Origin of the sequence: Brachybacterium vulturis (assembly GCF_002407185.1) — a bacterium.
Lineage (GTDB): Bacteria > Actinomycetota > Actinomycetes > Actinomycetales > Dermabacteraceae > Brachybacterium > Brachybacterium vulturis.
The window spans coordinates 3480420-3498945 of sequence record NZ_CP023563.1 but is presented as its reverse complement, the minus strand read 5'-3'; the positions used below and the strand labels follow the sequence as shown (position 1 = coordinate 3498945).

Annotated in this window: 15 protein-coding genes and 1 tRNA gene; 6 read left to right on the top strand and 10 right to left on the bottom strand. The window is 71.7% G+C overall.

Annotated elements, in window-relative coordinates; all coding sequences use genetic code 11:
* Nucleotides 1-122 precede the first annotated feature (122 nt).
* Genes CFK38_RS15710 through CFK38_RS15700 form a run of 3 tightly spaced genes read right to left on the bottom strand, consistent with a single transcriptional unit; the run spans nucleotide 123 to nucleotide 4118 of the window.
* Entirely contained in the window at nucleotides 123-1151 is a 1029-nt protein-coding gene (locus tag CFK38_RS15710) for a transglutaminase family protein (RefSeq protein WP_096803919.1), read from the bottom strand.
* The gene (locus CFK38_RS15705; protein ID WP_172895816.1) at nucleotides 1144-3405 is read right to left on the bottom strand and encodes a circularly permuted type 2 ATP-grasp protein; all 2262 of its coding nucleotides are present in this window, start codon (nucleotides 3403-3405) and stop codon (nucleotides 1144-1146) included. The genes CFK38_RS15710 and CFK38_RS15705 overlap by 8 nt, the downstream gene beginning before the upstream one ends.
* Before the next feature lie 35 nt (nucleotides 3406-3440).
* A complete protein-coding gene (locus CFK38_RS15700; protein WP_096803918.1) occupies nucleotides 3441-4118 on the bottom strand; it encodes an AIM24 family protein in 678 nt (225 codons plus the stop codon).
* Between the two features lie 198 nt (nucleotides 4119-4316).
* On the opposite strand from CFK38_RS15700, the gene CFK38_RS15695 reads away from it, so the two are divergent.
* The 3 genes from CFK38_RS15695 (at nucleotide 4317) to CFK38_RS15685 (ending at nucleotide 7411) form a co-directional block, all read left to right on the top strand.
* Complete coding sequence (locus tag CFK38_RS15695; protein WP_245851128.1) at nucleotides 4317-6362, top strand: serine/threonine-protein kinase; 2046 nt, start codon at nucleotides 4317-4319, stop codon at nucleotides 6360-6362.
* A 111-nt stretch (nucleotides 6363-6473) separates the two neighbouring features.
* Nucleotides 6474-7295: a DsbA family protein gene (locus CFK38_RS15690; RefSeq protein ID WP_096803916.1), complete on the top strand. Its 822-nt coding sequence runs from the start codon at nucleotides 6474-6476 to the stop codon at nucleotides 7293-7295.
* Between the two features lie 44 nt (nucleotides 7296-7339).
* Nucleotides 7340-7411: transfer RNA gene (locus tag CFK38_RS15685), tRNA-Thr, on the top strand.
* Between the two features lie 108 nt (nucleotides 7412-7519).
* Here CFK38_RS15685 and CFK38_RS15680 read toward each other — a convergent pair.
* A complete protein-coding gene (locus tag CFK38_RS15680; protein ID WP_096803915.1) occupies nucleotides 7520-8773 on the bottom strand; it encodes a variant leucine-rich repeat-containing protein in 1254 nt (417 codons plus the stop codon).
* Nucleotides 8774-8976: 203 nt separating this feature from the next.
* Nucleotides 8977-9654, bottom strand: coding sequence for a uracil-DNA glycosylase (locus CFK38_RS15675; protein ID WP_096803914.1), 678 nt, complete (start codon nucleotides 9652-9654; stop codon nucleotides 8977-8979).
* 142 nt (nucleotides 9655-9796) lie between these two features.
* Here CFK38_RS15675 and CFK38_RS15670 point away from each other — a divergent pair, with 142 nt between their 5' ends.
* The 3 genes from CFK38_RS15670 (at nucleotide 9797) to groL (ending at nucleotide 12717) form a co-directional block, all read left to right on the top strand.
* Nucleotides 9797-10138: a DUF3263 domain-containing protein gene (locus CFK38_RS15670; RefSeq protein WP_218192318.1), complete on the top strand. Its 342-nt coding sequence runs from the start codon at nucleotides 9797-9799 to the stop codon at nucleotides 10136-10138.
* A gap of 61 nt (nucleotides 10139-10199) precedes the next feature.
* Nucleotides 10200-10796 (top strand): LytR C-terminal domain-containing protein, encoded by a 597-nt coding sequence (locus CFK38_RS15665; RefSeq protein ID WP_096803913.1) that lies wholly within the window; start codon nucleotides 10200-10202, stop codon nucleotides 10794-10796.
* Between the two features lie 277 nt (nucleotides 10797-11073).
* Nucleotides 11074-12717, top strand: coding sequence for a chaperonin GroEL (gene groL / locus CFK38_RS15660; RefSeq protein WP_096803912.1), 1644 nt, complete (start codon nucleotides 11074-11076; stop codon nucleotides 12715-12717).
* A gap of 160 nt (nucleotides 12718-12877) precedes the next feature.
* Here groL and CFK38_RS15655 read toward each other — a convergent pair whose 3' ends face one another.
* The 5 genes from CFK38_RS15655 to CFK38_RS15635 all read right to left on the bottom strand — a co-directional run bounded on the left by CFK38_RS15655 (nucleotide 12878) and on the right by CFK38_RS15635 (nucleotide 18435).
* Nucleotides 12878-13708 (bottom strand): energy-coupling factor transporter transmembrane component T family protein, encoded by an 831-nt coding sequence (locus CFK38_RS15655; protein ID WP_096803911.1) that lies wholly within the window; start codon nucleotides 13706-13708, stop codon nucleotides 12878-12880.
* A complete protein-coding gene (locus tag CFK38_RS15650; protein ID WP_096803910.1) occupies nucleotides 13705-15486 on the bottom strand; it encodes an energy-coupling factor transporter ATPase in 1782 nt (593 codons plus the stop codon). The genes CFK38_RS15655 and CFK38_RS15650 overlap by 4 nt, the downstream gene beginning before the upstream one ends.
* Nucleotides 15486-16040 carry an ECF-type riboflavin transporter substrate-binding protein gene (locus CFK38_RS15645; RefSeq protein WP_096803909.1) on the bottom strand — a complete coding sequence of 185 codons (555 nt, stop codon included), beginning with the start codon at nucleotides 16038-16040 and terminating at the stop codon, nucleotides 15486-15488. The genes CFK38_RS15650 and CFK38_RS15645 overlap by 1 nt, the downstream gene beginning before the upstream one ends.
* Before the next feature lie 33 nt (nucleotides 16041-16073).
* A complete protein-coding gene (locus tag CFK38_RS15640) occupies nucleotides 16074-16913 on the bottom strand; it encodes an SAM hydrolase/SAM-dependent halogenase family protein (protein ID WP_096803908.1) in 840 nt (279 codons plus the stop codon).
* A 304-nt stretch (nucleotides 16914-17217) separates the two neighbouring features.
* Nucleotides 17218-18435 carry an ROK family transcriptional regulator gene (locus CFK38_RS15635; protein ID WP_096803907.1) on the bottom strand — a complete coding sequence of 406 codons (1218 nt, stop codon included), beginning with the start codon at nucleotides 18433-18435 and terminating at the stop codon, nucleotides 17218-17220.
* Between the last annotated feature and the right edge of the window lie 91 nt (nucleotides 18436-18526).

Here is an 18526-nt window from a genome sequence, read left to right as displayed (position 1 = left end):
CTATATGCGAAATTCGGCACGACCCCGGCCACTGTGAGCTGGCCGACGTGGGCGCGAGCGGCGAACGGCCGGGGCGGCGAGCGCGGCGAGAGCGATCACGGCGGGCGGGACCCGCGCCTCACTCATCCCGGGCTGCTGCCGGCGGGCGGCTCGGGCACCACGCCGACGGAGACGTCCAGGGTGCTGGTCGCTCCCGGCGGGCCGACGACGATGCCCTTCAGCGGAGGCACATCCGCATAGTCCCGCCCCCAGGCGGTGGTCACGAAGCGCTGGTCCACGAAGGCGCGGTTGGTGGGATCGATGTCCACCCAGCCGGTGCCCGGGACCAGCACGCTCAGCCAGGCGTGGGAGGCGGCCGAGCCGATCATCTCCCCGACCGGGGCGGTGCCCAGCGCGCCCTCGGCCGACGGGGCGGTGCGCAGGTAGCCGGAGACGTACCGGGCCGCGAGTCCGGCGGCGCGCACCGCGGCGACGCCCACATGCGAGAAGTCCTGGCAGACCCCGTGCCGGGCGGCGAGCACCTCCTCGAGGGTCGAGGAGACGGTGGTCGCCGCGGAGTCGTAGGTGAAGTCGGTGTGGATCAGGGCGGTGAGGTCGGCGAGGCATTCGCCGATCGCACGCCCGGGGGTGAACACCTCGGCGGAGATCTCCCGGGCCGCGGTGCCGGCGGGGATCCGCGGCGAGGGGTGGACGAAGTCCAGGCTCGCCTCGGGCAGCAGCGATCCCCAGTGCTCGGGCAGGCACTGCTCCCAGGGGCGGGACATGGGCTCCAGCGGGTAGCGGCGCTCGGCGACCGTGACCCGGGCATGGGAGTGGACGTCGAGCTGCGTGTGCGGGGAGTCGACCAGCAGATAGGTCGAGGAGTTCCCGTAGAAGTCGGTGTGCGCCGTGAGTCGGGCCGGCGCGGGGTCGACCACCACGTCGTGCGAGAGCACCCGCTGGTGCGGCGTGGCCCGCGGTTCGATGTGCGCGCGGCCGTAGTTTCGCGAGACCGGTTTCGCGTAGTGGTAGGAGGTGAGGTGGTGGACGCGGTAGAGCATCGGCTCGACCGCGGTCCCCTCCTCCTCCCGCAGCGGCAGCAGCGGGCGCCGGCGCGACCTGCTCGAGGCGCTCGCCCCCGCGGCAGGTGCGTGGTGAGTGTGCTCAGACATCGTCGATCCCCCATCTCGAGGTGGACTCCGAGGGGTGGAAGAAGCGGTTCTCGAGCGCGGTGGCCAGCTCCCGCAGGGTGTCCATCGCGGCGTCGACCTCCTCCAGGAGCGCGGTCGGGGCGCCGTCGGCCGCCTCCCCGCCCAACGGGTGGAGCAGCTCCCGCGCCTCCCAGCCGCCCAGGCGCGAGCGCAGCGCGATCAGCGGGGCACGCAGCTCCGGGGAGGGGGCCACGTCCGGCAGCCGGTCCAGTGCCAGGCCCAGCCGCTCCAGCTGGAAGGCGATCGAGCGCGGCAGGGTGGTGTCGGTCAGCAGCAGCTCCAGCAGCAGCTCCGGCTGGATCGCGGCGTGATAGGCGCGCCGGTACGAGGCACCGCTCTCCGTGACCAGCGCGACCGCACCGGCGATCCGGGCCTCGGCGGCGCGGGTGCGCCGGTGGCCGAGGACGGCTCGGAGCAGGGCCAGCAGCCCCATGGTGCGTTCGATCTTGCGGCCGGCCTCGGTGAGGTCCCAGCCCAGGTTGCGGGGCATCGAGTCGGCGACGGCGCCGGAGAGGGTCAGACAGCCGTCGACGATGTCCGTCAGCCGCTGCTCGACGGGCTGGGTGTCCTGCCCGCCGAGGGCGCGCAGGCGCTGGTTCATCCGGGCGATCACCGGCCAGATGTCGTCCGAGATCAGATCTCGCAGGGTGCGGGTGGTGTGGGTGAGCGCGGCATAGGACTGCGCGAGCGTGCCGGGCCTGCCGCGGCTGGTCAGCAGGGACTCGATCTCCCCGCTCACCGCCTCGTGGGAGTCCAGGTCCAGCCCGCGGAACCCCGGATAGGTGGTGGTCACGTCGGTGACCGCGCCCAGCAGGACGGCCTGGGCGGTCCGGGCCCCGGGACCGCGCTCCGCGTCGAGATCGTTGACGGTGTCCAGCACCGCGCGCAGCAGTCGGGCGGTGGAGTCCACCCGCTCGAGATAACGGCCGAACCAGAACAGGTCCGAGCCGATCGAGCGGGTCATCGCCGGGTAGGCGGTCAGCACGCCGCGAGCAGCGGCCGGTGCCTGGTCCGCGGTTCCCGGCTCCGGTTCGCCCTCGGCGGGGACGGCCGAGGTCTCGGGCACGGTCACCCACACGTCCTTGAGCGCCTCGGGCCCGTCGTCGGCGGTGATCCCGACCCCGCCGGGCAGCACCTCGTAGCCGTCCTCGGTGCCCATCACCAGCAGACGGAGCACCAGCGGGCGCTCGATGAGCTCGTCCCCGCCGGCGGGATCCATGCTGAGCCAGCCGGCCTGCTCGAGGCCCGGCTCGGCGGGCCGCAGCAGCAGGTCCTCGTGGAACAGCTGCCGGCACAGGTCGGGCAGGGCGGCCCGCAGGTCCGGGTTCTCCAGCAGCCCCGCGCCGAGCGGGTTGAAGATCTCCACGTCCCCGCAGCGGGCGGCCTCGACCAGGCCGGTCACGCCGCCCAGCGGGGTCGGCCCCAGGTCCAGGGGATCCAGCAGGCGGGAGGGCACCAGTCGCAGCAGCGCGTCGACCGCGTCCCCGGGGTCCGAGTCCAGTCCGGGCAGCCGCAGCGTCAGGGTGCCCGAGCCGGTGCGGAGGTCACCGACGGAGACCATCGGCGCCCCCAGCAGGTTCGCCAGCCAGCTGTGGTCGAAGCCGCGCATCGGATCCTCGGAGTCCTCGGTGAGGACCACGGTGCGGCCGGCCCGTCCCTCGGAGCGCGTGCGCTGGTGCAGCGAGGTGCGGATGGTGTCGAAGAAGGGATGCAGCCGACGCAGCGGCGTGGAGCGGTACAGCGTGGGCGCGCAGCGGGAGAGCACCCGACGCAGCTCGAGGGTGGTGCCGGCGCCGTCGGGCACGTCCACCGCGTCCTCGAGCACCACCCAGGACCCGTCGGTCGTACGGGCCACCGTGGTGGTCAGCGCGAACAGGGAGTGGTTGCCGCGGGACGGGATCCCGGTCGCGGTGCGGAGATAGGCGGGGTCCTGCAGCAGCTGCGCGACCGGGGCGACGTCCGCGGCGAGCACCGTGCGCGGACCGTAGAGGTCCGCGTGGAGCGCGTCGAGCAGGCGCATGCGCTGGACGAGGCCGGCCGAGAGCTGCGACCAGTCCTCGGCGTCCAGGATCGCCGGGACGGGATCGACGACGGGCGCCGACGAGGGGACGTCGGCGGCGAACATGCTCGCCGCCGAGGTCGCCGCCCGCTGTCGACCTCGGGGGCCGAGAGCGGCGAGCTCGTCGACCAGGGCCTGCGGAGGTGTGGAGGTCACTGGATCATGGTAGAGGCGCCGCGGCGGGCGGGGGCTCAGGACGAGGTGGCGGCCGGGATCCCCTCGGAGGGCTGCACCACCACGAAGCCCGGGCCGTGGAAGCCGAGCTGGAAGGACTCGCCGGAGCCGCGCCCGACCAGCGAGCTCATCTTGAAGTCGTTCTTGATCTGCGGCTGGAGGTTCGCCGACCAGCACACCGCCGCCTGCGGGTCCACGTAGGTGGGCTGCTGGGAGCAGTCCAGCAGCATCGGCGGGCCGTCGGAGGTCACCGCGACCATGCCCTGGCCCTGGAGGACCAGGTTGAACAGGCCGCCGGCCATGAATCCCGCACCGCCGAGGGACTTGATGTCCCACTGGATGGTGCTGTCGAAGGCGAGCATGTTCCTGGTGTTCAGGGTGAGTGCCTCGCCCTCGAGCTGGATCAGGAAGATCTCGTTCGACTGGCGGGCGTAGAAGATCTCGCCCTGACCGCGGGTGCGCATCATGTCGCCACCCTCGCCGGTGGCCATCTTCTTCAGCAGCTTCATGCCGCCGCCGGAGCCCTGGTACGAGAAGTCCATCTGCCCCTGGTAGGCGACCATCGCGCCGGAGGCGGAGACGATCTCGGGCGCCTGCGGGTTCAGGGAGCAGCGCAGCAGCTTGCTGGACTGCAGCGCCCACCGTTCGGTGGTCTGACGCTCCTGGTTGGACGCGTCGAAGAGGTTCGATCGCATGGCGGCTGTGCCTTCCCTCGCTCGTCGATGCCGTGCTGCGGGGCAGCGGCATCACGGCGCCCACCGCGCCGCGCGCTGATCGTCTCACGGCGGGTGGGGGCCCGGCGAGGCCCCCGAGCAGGTCCACCGCGTGCGGGCCCTGTGGGGGTGCGGTGAAGCAGGAGCGATCGGCGCCCTGCGCCTCGTAGCATGGCGGGCATGCCTCCGTCCCGCACGCCCCGCCGCGCAGCCCATGACCCCCGGCTGACCGCGCTCGCCGAGGAGTCCGGCTACGAGATCCTCGGGAAGATCGGCACGGGCGGGATGGGGATCGTCTACCGGGCGCACGACGCCGACGGCAACGACGTGGCGCTCAAGCTGCTGCGCCACGAGATCTCCGAGGACGTGCGCGCCCGCGAACGGCTGGCCCGCGAGGTGACGGCGCAGAAGCTGGTGCGCAATGACAACATCGTGCGGATCCTCGACGCCGAGCTCGACTCCCCGGAGGCCTTCGTGGTCACCGAGTTCATCCCGGGGCCCACCCTCGAGGACGCGGTGCGCACCCATGGCGGTCTGCACCCCGAGGCGGTGCGCGAGATCGCTCTGGTGATGGGGGAGACCCTGCGGGCCATCCACGGCGCCGGCGTGATCCACCGCGACCTCAAGCCCGGCAACGTCATGCTGCGCGGCGCCACCGAGGCCGACCTCGCCGGCTTCGATCCCGAGGGCGACCGGCTGGATCCGGTGATCATCGATTTCGGGATCGCGATCGCCGCCGAGGAGTCGCGGCTGACCTCGACCGGACTGGTGATGGGCACGGCCGCGTACCTCGACCCCGAGGTGATCCGCACGGACCACTCCGGCGAGGCGGGGGACTGGTGGGCCTGGGCAGCACTGCTGGCCTTCGCGGCCACCGGCCGGGAGCCCTACGGCAGCGGCCGCGCCGACCTGGTGTTCCTGCGCGCCGAACGCGGGGAGATCGACATCGACGGCGTCCCCACGGAGCTCGCCCAGTGGCTGCGCTCGGCGCTGCAGTCCGATCCCGCGCAGCGGCCCGAGCCCGCACAGCTGCTGGAGCGGCTGGCCGCGCTCGACCTGACCCGGTACGACGACCCCGGAGACACGGATCTCCTCCAGGCCGGTGCGCGCACCTCTGTGCTCCCGGTGGCAGCTCCCGCCGCCGGTGCCGCCGGGGCGGCCGGGGCAGGCACCGTCGACGCCGCGCGGGAGAGCGACGCGCAGCGCCCGGAGGGCGCGGAGCCGGAGACCGACGCGCTGCCGGTCGCGGACGATGCCGAGCGCACCACGGTGCTGCCGACGCTCGGTGCCCCCACCGCACAGTCGACCCCGGCCGCTCCGGCCGGGGCCCCGCCCCCCACCGCACGGCACGCCGTCCAGCGCCCCGAGCAGCCCGCTGCGCAGCCCGCTGAACAGCCCGCTGCGCAGCCCACCGAGGCGCTGCCGCGCGTCACCACGCCCGAGGAGCCGGTCACCGAGGCGCTGCCGGTCATGGGCGCTCCCACCAGGGCGCTGCCCGTCGTCCCGCCGCCCGCCGGCGCGGACCCGATGCTCCCCGGCCGGCAGTCGATGGTCGCGCCCCCGCAGCAGGCTCCCGGACACCCCGGTCCCCTCGGCGGCCAGCCGCTGTACCCCGGGGCCTGGCCGGAGCCGCCCCCGCGCAGACCTCTGCTGGTATGGCTCGGGCACCTGCTCATCGTGTCCCTCGCCGCGGTCGCCCCCTACATGTCCCTCGCCGTGCTGCTGGTGCTGGGCGCGATGGCGCGGACGTGGGAGCGCTCGCACCAGAGCGTGAGCAGGCAGCGGATACGGGGCGCCGCCGGCGCCGGTCCGAGCTGGCGGGCTGGTCTGGCCAGTCCCTTCCGGGCCGTGATCGCGCTGTGGGAGATCGCGCTGCAGGCGCTGCTCCCGCTGCTCCTCGGGGGGCTGGTGGGCATCGCCTTCGATGCGGGCTGGACCCTGCTGCGCGGGATCGCCCCGCCGGACGGGGTCGCCTTCGCCCTCGCGATGGCGATCACGCTGCTGATCACCTGGGTGGGTCTGGGCAGTCTCACCACCCGCAACGGAGCGCACCGGATGCTGGACGCCGCCGCACCGGACCGGCTCTGGAGCGCCGTGGTGCTGGGGCTCCTGCTCCTGCTGCTGGGCGCCGTGCTCACCACGGTGCTGGCTCGCGAGGGGATGGTCGACTACTTCCCCTTCCCCCACGGACCACGGCTCGACGACATCGCGGTCTGGAGAGGCTGAGCCCTCGAGCGCCCGGAGTGCTCGATCACACCCGCTGCCATTCAGGTGAGGGCCGTTAAACTCATCCCCGACCCGTCACCCACCGCAGCCCTTCCGGGGCGAGGAGATTCCATGGCCGCGTCCGGTCCGTCCCCATCACCGCAGGAGCGCCGTGAAGCGCAGCGGGAGGCGCTGCGCTCGCAGCGCCAGGCCGAGCTCTCCCGCCAGCGCACCGTGCGCACCGTCGTGATCGCCGCCATCACCGTGGTCGCGGTGGCGATCGTCGCCACCGCCGGGTACTTCGTGTACCAGGCGACGAGACCCGCGGGCCCGGTCGCGGTGCCCGAGGGCATGAGCGCGGACCAGCCGTATCTCGTGCTCGGGGCTCCCGAGGACTCCGGGAAGCCCGTGGTGGAGGTCCACCTGGACTTCATGTGCCCCTTCTGCGGGCAGTTCGAGGAGATCAACGGTGAGGATCTCGCGACGATGGTCGACGCGGAGGAGATGACGCTGCACCTGGTGCCGCGCAACTTCCTGGATCCCCAGTCCACCACGGGCGACTACTCCACCCGGGCGGCCGCCGCCATGGTGTGCGTCTACGAGGACGACCCCGACAACGTCATGGCCTTCCAGAAGCTGATGTTCGCCAACCAGCCCGCCGAGGGCTCCGCCGGGCTCACGGACGAGGAGATCTGGGGGTACGCGCAGGAGGCCGGTGCCTCCGAGTCGGTCCAGTCGTGCATGAGCGCGGGCACGTACGAGCCGTGGGTGAAGCAGGTGGCCGACCCCTACGGCGCCGAGAACGGCGGCGGCACCCCGTACGTCGAGATCGACGGCACTCCCATCGAGCCCGAGGTCTGGAGCCGGCCCGGGGCGCTGCGGGAGGCCGTGCTGGCCGCCGGCGGTGCGGCGCCGTCCGACGGCGGAGGCGCGTCCGACGGCGGCGAGGGCTGACCTACACTTGCCGGGGCCGGCCGATCCGTCGGCCGGCCCCGCCCGCTGGAGTGGCGCAACGGTAGCGCACCTGTCTTGTAAACAGGTGGTTGCGGGTTCGATTCCCGTCTCCAGCTCGAAGAAACAGCCCCTCACCTGGGAGGGCATCGGTAACGATGCCCTCCCGGGGAGGGGCTGTTCTGCGTCGCAGCGGGCACTGACGACGATGTCGACGTCAGCCGGGGTCAGAACGTCTCGTACGTCGCCCGGTTCACCATGAAGCCCTTGCCGGTGAGGGTGTTCCAGCAGGTCATGCCGTCGAAGCGGCTGGTGCAGGCCATATTCCCGTAGGTCGCGCTGTCGTCGTACTCGAGGGTCGCGCCCTCCTCGCTGAGGAAGGACGAGCCGCAGGCGCGGGTGGGATCGCCCTCGGCGACCGTGATCGAGAAGGGCCCGGCCTCGCAGCCCTCGACGCCGCTGCCGCTGTAGTCGTGCTCGAGGACGGAGCAGGACACCGAGTCCTTCTCCAGCAGGCAGGAGATGTTCCCGGTGGGGGAGCGCAGCTCGGTCATCTCGCGCGCGTCCTCGGGGGCGGGGGAGACGGGATCCGGGGTGGACTCCTCCTGCGTGGGTTCCTCCGTCGGCTGCGCGGAGGGGGACTCCTCCGCCGCGGTGGTCGAGCTGTCCCGCTGATACTCCTCGTCATCGCCGGCGAGCCAGGCACGGCCCACCAGTGCCAGGACGAGCACCAGCACCAGCGCGAGCAGCAGGCAGCCGCCGCAGGCGTACCAGGCGCGTCGCCCGCTGCGGGAGCCGTCGTCCTGGTCCGGAGCGCTCTCCGTGGGCGGCGCGCTCTCCGTGGGCGGGGCGCCGACGATCGGGGCGGCGGTGGGTGGATGCGCTCCCGGGGCGGGTGGGGCGTCATAGGTCCAGGGGGCGGAGGCGGCGGCTCCAGCGGCGGCTCCGGTGCCGGGGGAGGCCGGTGGCGGGGTCCCGGCCGTCGGGGACTGCTGGCGGCCCGGGACCTCGACCGGGGCGGCGGGCGTCCCGGTCGGCGGGCCGAGCGGGACCACGGCGGAGTCCTCGGCGATCCGCACCGTGGAGGTCGGGGCCGGCTCCGGGATCTCCTGCGGGGCGGTGTCGGCCCCGGTGGCGGCGACGGAGCTCGTGCCGAGATCGCCCCAGACGGAGCCCTCGTCGTGCTCCTCGGCGCCGGGCTCCCCGGCCTCAGGAGCCTCGGTGCCGGTGTCCTCGGTGCCGGTGTCCGCGGAGCCCGGCTCCTCGCCCGCCTCGGCGGGGTGCTCCCCGTGGGTCTCGTCGTGGGCGCTCTTGGCCCACGGGTTCGTCGCCAGGATCCATCGCCGCGCCACCTCGGGGCATGACGGGTTCAGCACGATCAGCCGGTGGAGCTGAGGATGCTTCTCGGTGAGCTCGAGGAGGCGTTCTGGGCTGGTGCTCGGATCGCCGGCCTCCTGGGCTGCTGAGCGGGGCTCTGCCACCGGGGTCTCCCTTCGTCATGTGCCGCCGGCGGGGTTCCCTCCCGTCGGCGCGTCGAGCCGGGGTCTCGGGCCCGGGGCGACTGCAGACCCCCGAGAATGACACATCGGGCCCGCGAGCGGTTCGCTGGGCGGTGGCAGCGGAGGCATCTCACGGAGACCGTGCTCCGGTCACGCCGCATGGCCCGCCCCGGGCAGGCCCGGGATCAGTCGGGCAGTCGCCAGTCGATCGGGGCCCCGCCCTGCTGCTCGAGCAGCGCGTTCGCGCCCGAGAACGGCCGGGAGCCGAAGAACCCGCGGGAGGCGGACAGCGGGCTGGGGTGGGAGCTCGCGAGGTACGGGACCTCGCCCAGCAGCGGGATCAGCGACTGCGCGTCGCGGCCCCACAGGATCGCCACCAGGGGGCCGCCGCGCGAGGCCAGCGCCCGCAGGGCGTGGTCGGTGATCTCCTCCCAGCCGCGCCGACGGTGCGAGCCCGGCTCCCCGGGGGCGACCGTGAGCACCCGGTTCAGCAGCAGCACGCCCTGGTCCTGCCAGGCGCTGAGGTCCCCGTGCGCGGCGCGGGGGATGCCGAGGTCGCTCTCGAGCTCGGTGAAGATGTTGCCGAGCGAGCGGGGGAGCGGGCGCACGTCGCGCTCCACCGCGAAGGAGAGCCCGATCGGGTGGCCGGGGGTGGGATAGGGGTCCTGGCCGACGATCAGCACCCGCACCTCGGAGAGCGGGCGGGAGAATGCACGCAGCACCTGCTCACGAGCGGGCAGGCAGCCCCGCCCCGCCGCAGCCTCCGCGCGGAGGAACTCCTCGACCCCGGCGAGGCGGTCCCCGACGGGGGCCAGGGCCCGGGCCCAGTCGGCGGCGAGAGTCTCGGTCGGCAGGTGCGGCATGGCCTCAGTCTTCCACCCGCGCCGACGTCCCTCCGCGCCGAGCTCCCCGCTCCCCGCTCCCGTGCGTGACCCGGCTCCCCGCGGCGCCCGAGGGGCGGCGCGCCGCGGACGGGGCGGCTCCGGGCCCCCGTACCCTCGAGGCATGCCCCTCGGTCCTGACTCCTCCGCTGCCCGCGCCCCGCGCGAGGAGGCGCCCGCAGGAGCGACCGAGCGCCCGGGCGTCGCCGCGCCGGGCGACCTCAGCGAGCGCGACCGCCTGATCCTCGCCCTGGAGGGCCGCACCTTCCGCTACGTCGGTGCCAAGGAACGCGCCATCCGCGAGGAGGTCGGCATCTCCAAGGTCGCCTACTACGTGCGGCTGAACGCCCTGCTCGACGAGCCGGCCGCGCTGCGCGCCGCCCCGTCCCTGGTGCACCGGCTGCGCGGTCGCCGCACCTCCGGATCCGGCGGCTCGACGGCCGGCGGGGAGCACCGCGTGGCCTGAGCACCCGGTTCCTGGGCGTGTGCTCTCCACCCAGATCCTGCCGAGCAGGTTTAATGGGCCCGTGGCTGATTCCCAGTATCCGTACCCCCCGGACCGATTCGACGATGAGGCGGACGCCGTGTCCTTCCACGGCGCCCACCGCGCCGAGCTGCCCTTCTGGCGGGAGAACCTGCTGTACATCATCATCATCGGCGCCGCGGTGGTGCTGCTGGTGGTGCTGCTCTTCTTCATCGGGAGCATGGGGGGCAACGGCGACGATCGCGCCGATGACCCCACCGCTGCCGCCTCCGAGAGCGAGGCGGCCGAGACCTCCTCCGAGGAGGCTGAGGGCGAGCCCACGGAGGAGCCGGCCCCGGAGGCCGACAAGTCCACCCCGCTGCTCGTGGTCAATGCCGGCGGGCAGGGCGGTCTGGCCGGCACCTGGCGGGACACCCTCGAGGACGACGGCTGGGAAGATGTGAGCGTCGCCACGGCGGACAACTTCCAGGAGGAGCCGGTGGTCTTCTACCGCGACGAGGAGGATGCGGAGACCGCACAGGCCCTCGCCGCGGAGGTCGGTGCCGGTGAGGCCCGCCAGAGCGACGAGTACAGCGCCCCGGTGACGTACCTGGCGGTCGAGATGCCCGGTGAGGGCGACGAGGGCGGCGACGAGGGCTGAGCGCCTCGCGGCTGTCCGCCCGGAGCGCAGAGTTAGCACTCTCGGCCTCCGAGTGCTTATGATGAGCTGGCACTCGGGCAACGAGAGTGACAGCGCCCTGCGCGCCGCGCTCACGCTCCCGATGGCATGATCGGCCGGCGGTCCGCCGCCTCGCCGACCACGAACATTCCGGCCCCGTGAGGGTGTCGTCACCGTGGGACATGAACACGGTGGTGGCGCTCGTCCGTCGCGGGCACAGGGCCGGGTGGACACCACACCACACGGGAGAGATTCCATCATGGCCAAGCTCATCTCTTACGACGAGGAGGCCCGGCGCGGTCTCGAGCGGGGAATGAACCAGCTCGCCGACGCCGTCAAGGTCACCCTCGGCCCCAAGGGCCGCAACGTCGTGCTCGAGAAGTCCTGGGGCGCACCCACCATCACCAACGACGGCGTGTCGATCGCCAAGGAGATCGAACTCGACGATCCCTACGAGAAGATCGGCGCCGAGCTGGTGAAGGAGGTCGCCAAGAAGACCGACGACATCGCGGGCGACGGCACCACCACCGCCACCGTCCTCGCTCAGGCCCTGGTCAAGGAGGGCCTGCGCAACGTCGCCGCCGGTGCCAACCCGATCGCGCTCAAGCGCGGCATCGACCAGGCCGTGGCCGCGGTCTCGGAGACCCTGCTCGCGCAGGCGCACCCGATCGAGACCAAGGAGCAGATCGCTGCCACCGCCGCCATCTCGGCGGCCGACCCGGCCATCGGCGAGCTCATCGCCGAGGCCCTGGACAAGGTCGGCAAGGAGGGCGTGATCACGGTCGAGGAGTCCAACACCATGGGCCTCGAGCTGGAGCTCACCGAGGGCATGCGGTTCGACAAGGGCTTCATCTCGCCCTACTTCGTCACCGACGCCGACCGTCAGGAGACCGTGCTCGAGGATCCCTACATCCTCCTGCTGTCCTCCAAGGTCTCCTCCGTCAAGGATCTGCTGCCGCTGCTGGAGAAGGTCATCCAGTCCGGCAAGCCGCTGGCGATCATCGCCGAGGACGTCGAGGGCGAGGCTCTCGCGGTCCTCGTCGTCAACAAGCTCAAGGGCTCCTTCAAGTCCGTGGCCGTCAAGGCCCCCGGCTTCGGCGACCGTCGCAAGGCGATGCTCGAGGACATGGCGATCCTCACCGGCGGCCAGGTCATCTCCGAGGAGGTCGGCCTCAAGCTGGAGACCGCTGGTCTCGAGCTGCTGGGCCAGGCGCGCAAGATCGTCGTCACCAAGGACGAGACCACCCTGGTCGAGGGCACCGGCGACGCCGAGCGCATCGCCGCTCGCGTGTCCCAGATCCGCACCGAGATCGAGAACTCCGACTCGGACTACGATCGCGAGAAGCTCCAGGAGCGCCTCGCGAAGCTGGCCGGCGGCGTGGCCGTCATCAAGGCCGGCGCGGCCACCGAGGTGGAGCTCAAGGAGCGCAAGCACCGCATCGAGGATGCCGTGCGCAACGCCAAGGCCGCCGTGGACGAGGGCGTCGTCGCCGGTGGCGGCGTCGCGCTGCTGCAGGCCGGTGCCGACACCTTCGGCAAGCTCATCCTCGAGGGTGACGAGGCCACCGGTGTGAACATCGTCAAGGTCGCCGTCGAGGCCCCGCTCAAGCAGATCGCGGTCAACGCCGGTCTCGAGGGCGGCGTCGTGGCGGAGAAGGTCAAGGGCCTGCCCGTCGGTCAGGGCCTGAACGCCGCGACCGGCGGGTACGAGGACCTGGTCGCCGCCGGGATCATCGACCCGGTCAAGGTCACCCGCTCCGCGCTGCAGAACGCGGCGTCGATCGCGGGCCTGTTCCTCACCACCGAGGCCGTCGTGGCCGACAAGCCGGAGCCCGCTCCGGCCGGCGGTGGCGACGACATGGGCGGCATGGGCGGAATGGGCGGCATGGGCGGCATGATGTGATCCAGCCTCACGGCTGAATCCTGCCGCTCGCACCCGAGCGCTCGACGGGCCCCGATCCTCTTCCGGAGGGTCGGGGCCCGCGCATATCCGGACCGGGCCCCAGCCGGGCAGGCGGGCATCGCGGAGGCGGACGCGCGGCTCGATCAGCGCCGCGACGGGCTCAGGCGAAGGGATTCCAGAATCGCCCGCCGTTGAGCATCAGCAGCACGATCGGCACCATCACCAGCGTCGCTGCGATCACCATCAGCAGAAGGTCCGCGCCGCGGAGCGACGAGCGCACCAGCCAGGTGCGGCCCTTCCCGCGCCCGAAACCACGCAGCTCCATCGCGGCGGAGACCGCCTCGATGCGGTCGAAGGTTCCCAGCAGCAGGGGCATCAGCACCGAGGTGAGGTTCCGGGCCCGGGTGCGGAGCGCGGTGCGTCGCGTGGTGTCGAGCCCGCGCGCCTGCTGTGCCTGGGAGATCGTGCGGAACTCGCGCTGTACGTCGGGAATGTAGCGCAGCGCGAGCGAGACGGCGTACGCCATCCGGTACGGCACCCCGATCCTCGCCAGCGACGAGGCGAACTCCGGGGAGCGGGTGGTGGCCACGAACAGCAGCACGGCGGGCAGGACGGCGAAGTACTTCAGCGTCACGGCGAGCTGGTAGAAGAGCTGTTCGACGGTGACGTCCCAGTGCCACGGGCCGTCCAGCAGCAGGTGCCGGGTGCCGAACAGTTCGCTGCCGTAGCCGGGAGCGAACAGAAAGATCCCGATGTTGTTCAGGATCATGAAGACGAGGATCAGCCACAGCACCACCGCGAGGTCCCGCGGCCGCACCCGGGACAGTCCCCACAGCACGAGCGAGCCGAGAGACACCACGGCGAGATAGCGCACGTCGAAACCGATCATCGCACCCAGCACCACGCCGAGCACGAGCACCAGCTTCGAGACCCCGGAGAGGGCGTGCAGCGGGCCGGGCCGATCGATGTATCCGAGGACGGGGGTGGTCATCGGGACTCCTCCGGTGTCCGGCGAGACTGCCGGTCCGCTGCGACGAAGCGGTGGACGAGAGCGTGGGGATCCGTGATGCCGCAGCGCCGCGCGAGATCGTACAGCCCGGTGGTCACCAGATCGGCCCGACGGGTGAGCTCGGGATCGGTGAGCACGACGGCCGGGTCGGCGTCAGCGAGCAGCATCCCACCGGAGAGGACCAGCACCCGATCGGTGTACTCGAGGGCGAGGTGCATGTCATGGGTGATGAGCACGACCGTGGTGCCGGAGCCGTTGACCTGGCGAAGGAACTCCATGAACTCCGTGTAGTGGGCGAAATCCTGCCCGGCGGTGGGCTCGTCCAGGAGCAGCACCTCGGGCTCGAGGGCGAGGACGGAGGCGATGCTGACCCGCTTCTTCTGCCCGTGGCTGAGGGCGGAGAGCGGCCAGGAGCGGAAGGGGCGCAGCCCGCACACCTCGAGCACAGAGGCGAGGCGCTGCTCGCGCTCCTCCTCCGCAATGCCGCGAACGCGCAGTCCCAGCGTGATCTCATCGATCACCCGGGGTTGGGAGAGCATCTGCCCCGGCTCCTGGAGCACGAAACCGACCCGCTCACCGCGCTCGGCGAGGCTCCACCCGGAGGCGTCGACGCCGCCGATCCGCACCGTTCCACCCGTCGCTTTCTCGAACCCGCAGATCACCCGGGCGAGGGTCGACTTGCCGGCCCCGTTGGAGCCGAGGACCCCGATCATCTCGCCCTGCTCGACCCGCGCGTCGATCCCGTCCAGGACGAGGGCGGTGCGTGCGGGGCCGACGAGGAGCTCGCTGCGCACCGAGCTCAGCTCGAGTGCAGGCGCAGGCGACGGGGCCGGGAGCCCCGCGTCCGCCTCCGTCCCCTCGCTCGCAGGGCTCCCGACCCAGGCTCGGACCGCTTCGATCTGCTGAGGGGTCAGGGCGATGTCCATGCTGCGGGAGGGACGTTGCCGGGCCTGCACAGGGGTGCCGGCGTAGCGCAGGGCGGCGACGTGCAACGGGGGCCGGATCCCGTGCTGTTCGAGGAGGCCGGAGGCGATGATCTCGTCCGGAGCGGCATCCGCCACGATGCGACCCTCGTCCATCAGCACGATCCGGTCCACGTCGTGATGCAGCACCTCCTCGAGGCGATGCTCGACGATCAGGATCGTCCGGTCATGGTCGCGGTGCAGCGCATCCAGGAGCTGGACCGTAGCGCGCCCGGTCGCAGGATCGAGGTTCGCGAGCGGCTCGTCCAGCAGCAGCACCTCGACGTCGTCGACCAGCACTCCGGCGATCGCCACCCGCTGCTTCTGCCCGCCGGAGAGGTCGTGCGGGGACTGTGTGAGGTGATCGTCGATCCCGGCGAGCTCGGCGGCGCGGGTGATCCGGGCGGGCATCTCACCGTGGGGCACCTGCTGATTCTCGAGGCTGAAGGCGATGTCCTCCGCGACCGTCAGTCCCACGAACTGGCTGTTGCTGTCCTGCAGCACGGTGCCCACTGCGCTCGCGGTCTCCACCAGCTGCACCTGCGCCGGGTCCTTCCCGAGCACCCGGAGAGTGCCGTGCGCGGTGCCGCGATGGTGGTGGGGGATCAGGCCGTTGATCGCACTGATCAGCGTCGACTTCCCGGAGCCGGAGGCACCGACGATCGCGATCTTCTCCCCCCGGCGCACCAGCAGGTCGATGTCGTGAAGGGTCGGCGCGGACTGCGCCCGGTACTGGAACGAGTATCCGGACAGCTCGATGAGCGGGTCGCCCCGCGAGCTGCGAGAGGCGGAAGCCATCACCGGTCGTGGCTCAGCGAACCGGTCCTGGTGCGGGTGCGGGCGTAGAGGGAGAGCACCAGCAGGCCGAGCACGACGGCGGTGATCGAGTTGGATACGAAGGCGAGAGAGCCCTGCACCCACACCTTGTTCGCCGGCTCGGAGTAGAACAGCACGTCACCCAGCGGCGCGACCACCAGCCAGGCCAGGGCATTGGCGAGCACCACGGCGACGGAGAAGCGCACAGCGAGAGGCCTGCCGAACTCGCCCTCCGCGACCGCGTTGCGCAGCAGCAGCACGCCGACGATCAGGCCGAAGACGCCAGAGGCGAGCTCCCAGCTGATCCAGATTCCGTACCCGGTGGCGTCGATGAGCAGGTGGCCGATGAAGCCGGCCAGAGCCCCCACCACGGGGCCGTAGAGCACCGCGAACACTGCGAGGATCGCGTACTGGATGCTGATCGAGGTGTTCGGGATCGGGGTGGGGATGGCGACGAAGCGGCCCAGCACGAAGAACAGAGCGGCACCGATGCCGATGGCGACCACCTGGGTCACGGGGGAGGGGGTGCGATTCACAGCGGATCCTTCGGTCGTAGCGGGAGGTGGGGGTCAGCGTGCGGCGTCGAGGGTGACGCGCCAGGAGGCACCGCTGCCCAGGGAGAATGCGCGTGCGTAGTGACCGCGGTTGATCGCGATGGCCATGCGGTCCAGCGAGTTCACGTACAACAGGGACTCGCCCACCTCGACGGCGGCGAAGCTGTGGGCGTAGGTGAGCTGAGCGGCGTGCACCACCGATCCTTGATGGTGGATCCGTACGGCGACGCGCTCGCCGTGGGCGATCCTGAGCTCGTGGAACAGGGTGCGAGGGATCGAGGTCCACAGCGATCCATAGCGCACGTCGTGGGTGTCGATGATGCCGACGACCGAGCTGCCCTGCAGGGCGGGAGTATTCGCTGGCAGCTTCACCATCGCGGCAGGGTCGATGAGCGGGCCGACCTCGTCGAAGCTGGTGGCGCCGGAGGCGAGGCGCGCGCCGGTGAAGGCGTAGATGTCCCGGCCGTGGAAGGTGTAGGACTCCTCGGAGCCCGGACGGCGATTGCGGGTCTCGTCGATCTCGCGGATCTCGTCGATGCCGAAGATCGCCTCGAGATGAGTGAGGGTGCCGTTGTCCGGCGTGACGACGACGTGCCCGGTGCTGGTACGGGCCACGATCGACAGCCGCTCCGTGCCCACCCCGGGATCCACCACGGAGACGAACACGGTGCCCTCGGGCCAGTAGGTCAGCACCTGGGCGAGGCGGTAGGAGCCCTCCCAGATGTCGTACGGAGGGATGTTGTGGGTGACGTCGTGGATCCGCAGCGCGGGATCCACGCCGACGGCCACGCCGTACATGGCGCTGACGGCACCGTCATCGAGGCCGAAATCCGACTGCAGCACGAGAGAGGTCATGGACGGAGTATCCGTTCCCCGGCTGCGGCCGGCGGGGTCTGTCCGTCATATGGCGTGTTCGGAGGGCCCGACGTGGCTGTGACTTCGCCCCGGAACGGAAGGGTCGACCGACTCCGAGGTTGCCGTCAGAATTCCTTCGCGGTGTTCCCTGAGGAGAATTGCGGCGCTTGCCGTGAAATCGAGTCAGGACCGCTGGTATTGCTTATCGGTGGGTGCCGACGGTTGTCTTCGTTGAATGTGGGTGTGAATGTACTTCGCCGAGGATCCGTCGCCGGCGGTGGGAGGATGCGCGGGCGCGCGCCGCTCAGGAGGCGGCGACCGTGGCGGGGTCGTGCGCCGCCAGCACCGCGGCGGCGAGATCGACATCCAGGCGCAGGGCGCGCAGCGAGGCGTGCACGAGAGCCTGGTCGGTCAGCGTCGCCGCCGGCTCGATCCGCAGGTCGCGGCCGAACAGCGGCAGTGCATTGCGGAACAGGGCATCCCGCAGCGGGTCGAGGACCACGTCCCCGGCGCGGGACAGCCGGCCGCCGATGAGGATCAGATCGGGATCCATCAGGTTGCAGACCGAGTTCAGGGCCATGCCGACGGCGGCACCGGCCCGTGAGAAGATCGAGACCAGGCGGTCGTCCCCGGCCAGGGCGAGATCGATCGCCTCGTCCAGGCTCAGTGCGGTGCCGGTGACGATCCGGCTCTCCTCCAGCACGTTCTCGGCGCCGGCGTAGTTGAACAGGCATCCGCGGTGGGAGCACCGGCAGATGGGGCCGTTGCTGTCGATGCTCACATGCCCCAGCTCCCCGGCGCCGCCGTGCGCACCGGAGATGATCCGCCCGTCGAAGACCTGGCCGAGCGCGACGCCGAAGGACAGGCTCACGTGCAGGAGGTTCCGGGGCGGGGGACCCTCCAGGGCTCCGTACTGGGCGTAGGCGGCGTGGCGGGCGAGGTTCTCGAGCACGACCGCAGTGCCGAGCCCCTCCTCGTACTCGTCACGGATGTTGACCTTGCTCCATCGGGTGGACGTCGCGCCGCCGAGCACCTCACCGGTATAGCGGTTCACCAGCGTGTTCGGCGCCACGTGCACGCCATGGAGCTGCGGATGGGGCGCCGGGAGCTCAGCGAGGAGCTCCCGCAGGGCGGTCAGCGCGCTGCTGATCCGCTCGGGCCCGGTGGCGTCGGAGGAGCAGGGGAGGGAACGGGTGGAGATCACACGGCCGTCCACCTCGCCGAGACCGACGATCGTGGAGTCGTCCTGGTGGATCGCGGCACCGATGATCCCGGCACGGCGGGCCAGGACCAGCTTCTCCTTGAGCGGAGCCTTGCCCTCCCCGGCCGCGGTCTCGCCGGTGAGGCTCTCGGGCTCGAGCATGCCCTGATCGAGCAGGGTGGTGACGGTGTTGGTGATGGTCGGCCGGGACGTCTGCAGGTGACGGGCGAGCTCGGCGCGATGCATCCCACCCTCCTCCAGGAGGGTGCGGACGACCTCGAAGGGGGTTCCTCTGGGGGGAATTCCTCGCCGCGTCGCCATTCGTCACAATCTAGCACGGGGCAGGGTCTCGAGGACTTCCCGCGGCTCCGCTATGGAGGCGGCAGAAGGGCTGGTGAGACCCGCATTCAGG

Excerpts from the sequence above, each read along its gene's own strand:
- CFK38_RS15710 (WP_096803919.1), bottom strand. The coding sequence starts at position 1,151 with ATGTCTGAGCACACTCACCACGCACCTGCCGCGGGGGCGAGCGCCTCG.
- CFK38_RS15640 (WP_096803908.1), bottom strand. The coding sequence starts at position 16,913 with ATGACCTCTCTCGTGCTGCAGTCGGATTTCGGCCTCGATGACGGTGCC.
- CFK38_RS15700 (WP_096803918.1), bottom strand. The coding sequence starts at position 4,118 with ATGCGATCGAACCTCTTCGACGCGTCCAACCAGGAGCGTCAGACCACC.
- CFK38_RS15650 (WP_096803910.1), bottom strand. The coding sequence starts at position 15,486 with ATGGCTTCCGCCTCTCGCAGCTCGCGGGGCGACCCGCTCATCGAGCTG.
- CFK38_RS15635 (WP_096803907.1), bottom strand. The coding sequence starts at position 18,435 with ATGGCGACGCGGCGAGGAATTCCCCCCAGAGGAACCCCCTTCGAGGTC.
- CFK38_RS15695 (WP_245851128.1), top strand. The coding sequence starts at position 4,317 with ATGCCTCCGTCCCGCACGCCCCGCCGCGCAGCCCATGACCCCCGGCTG.
- CFK38_RS15675 (WP_096803914.1), bottom strand. The coding sequence starts at position 9,654 with ATGCCGCACCTGCCGACCGAGACTCTCGCCGCCGACTGGGCCCGGGCC.
- CFK38_RS15655 (WP_096803911.1), bottom strand. The coding sequence starts at position 13,708 with ATGACCACCCCCGTCCTCGGATACATCGATCGGCCCGGCCCGCTGCAC.
- CFK38_RS15690 (WP_096803916.1), top strand. The coding sequence starts at position 6,474 with ATGGCCGCGTCCGGTCCGTCCCCATCACCGCAGGAGCGCCGTGAAGCG.
- CFK38_RS15670 (WP_218192318.1), top strand. The coding sequence starts at position 9,797 with ATGCCCCTCGGTCCTGACTCCTCCGCTGCCCGCGCCCCGCGCGAGGAG.
- groL (WP_096803912.1), top strand. The coding sequence starts at position 11,074 with ATGGCCAAGCTCATCTCTTACGACGAGGAGGCCCGGCGCGGTCTCGAG.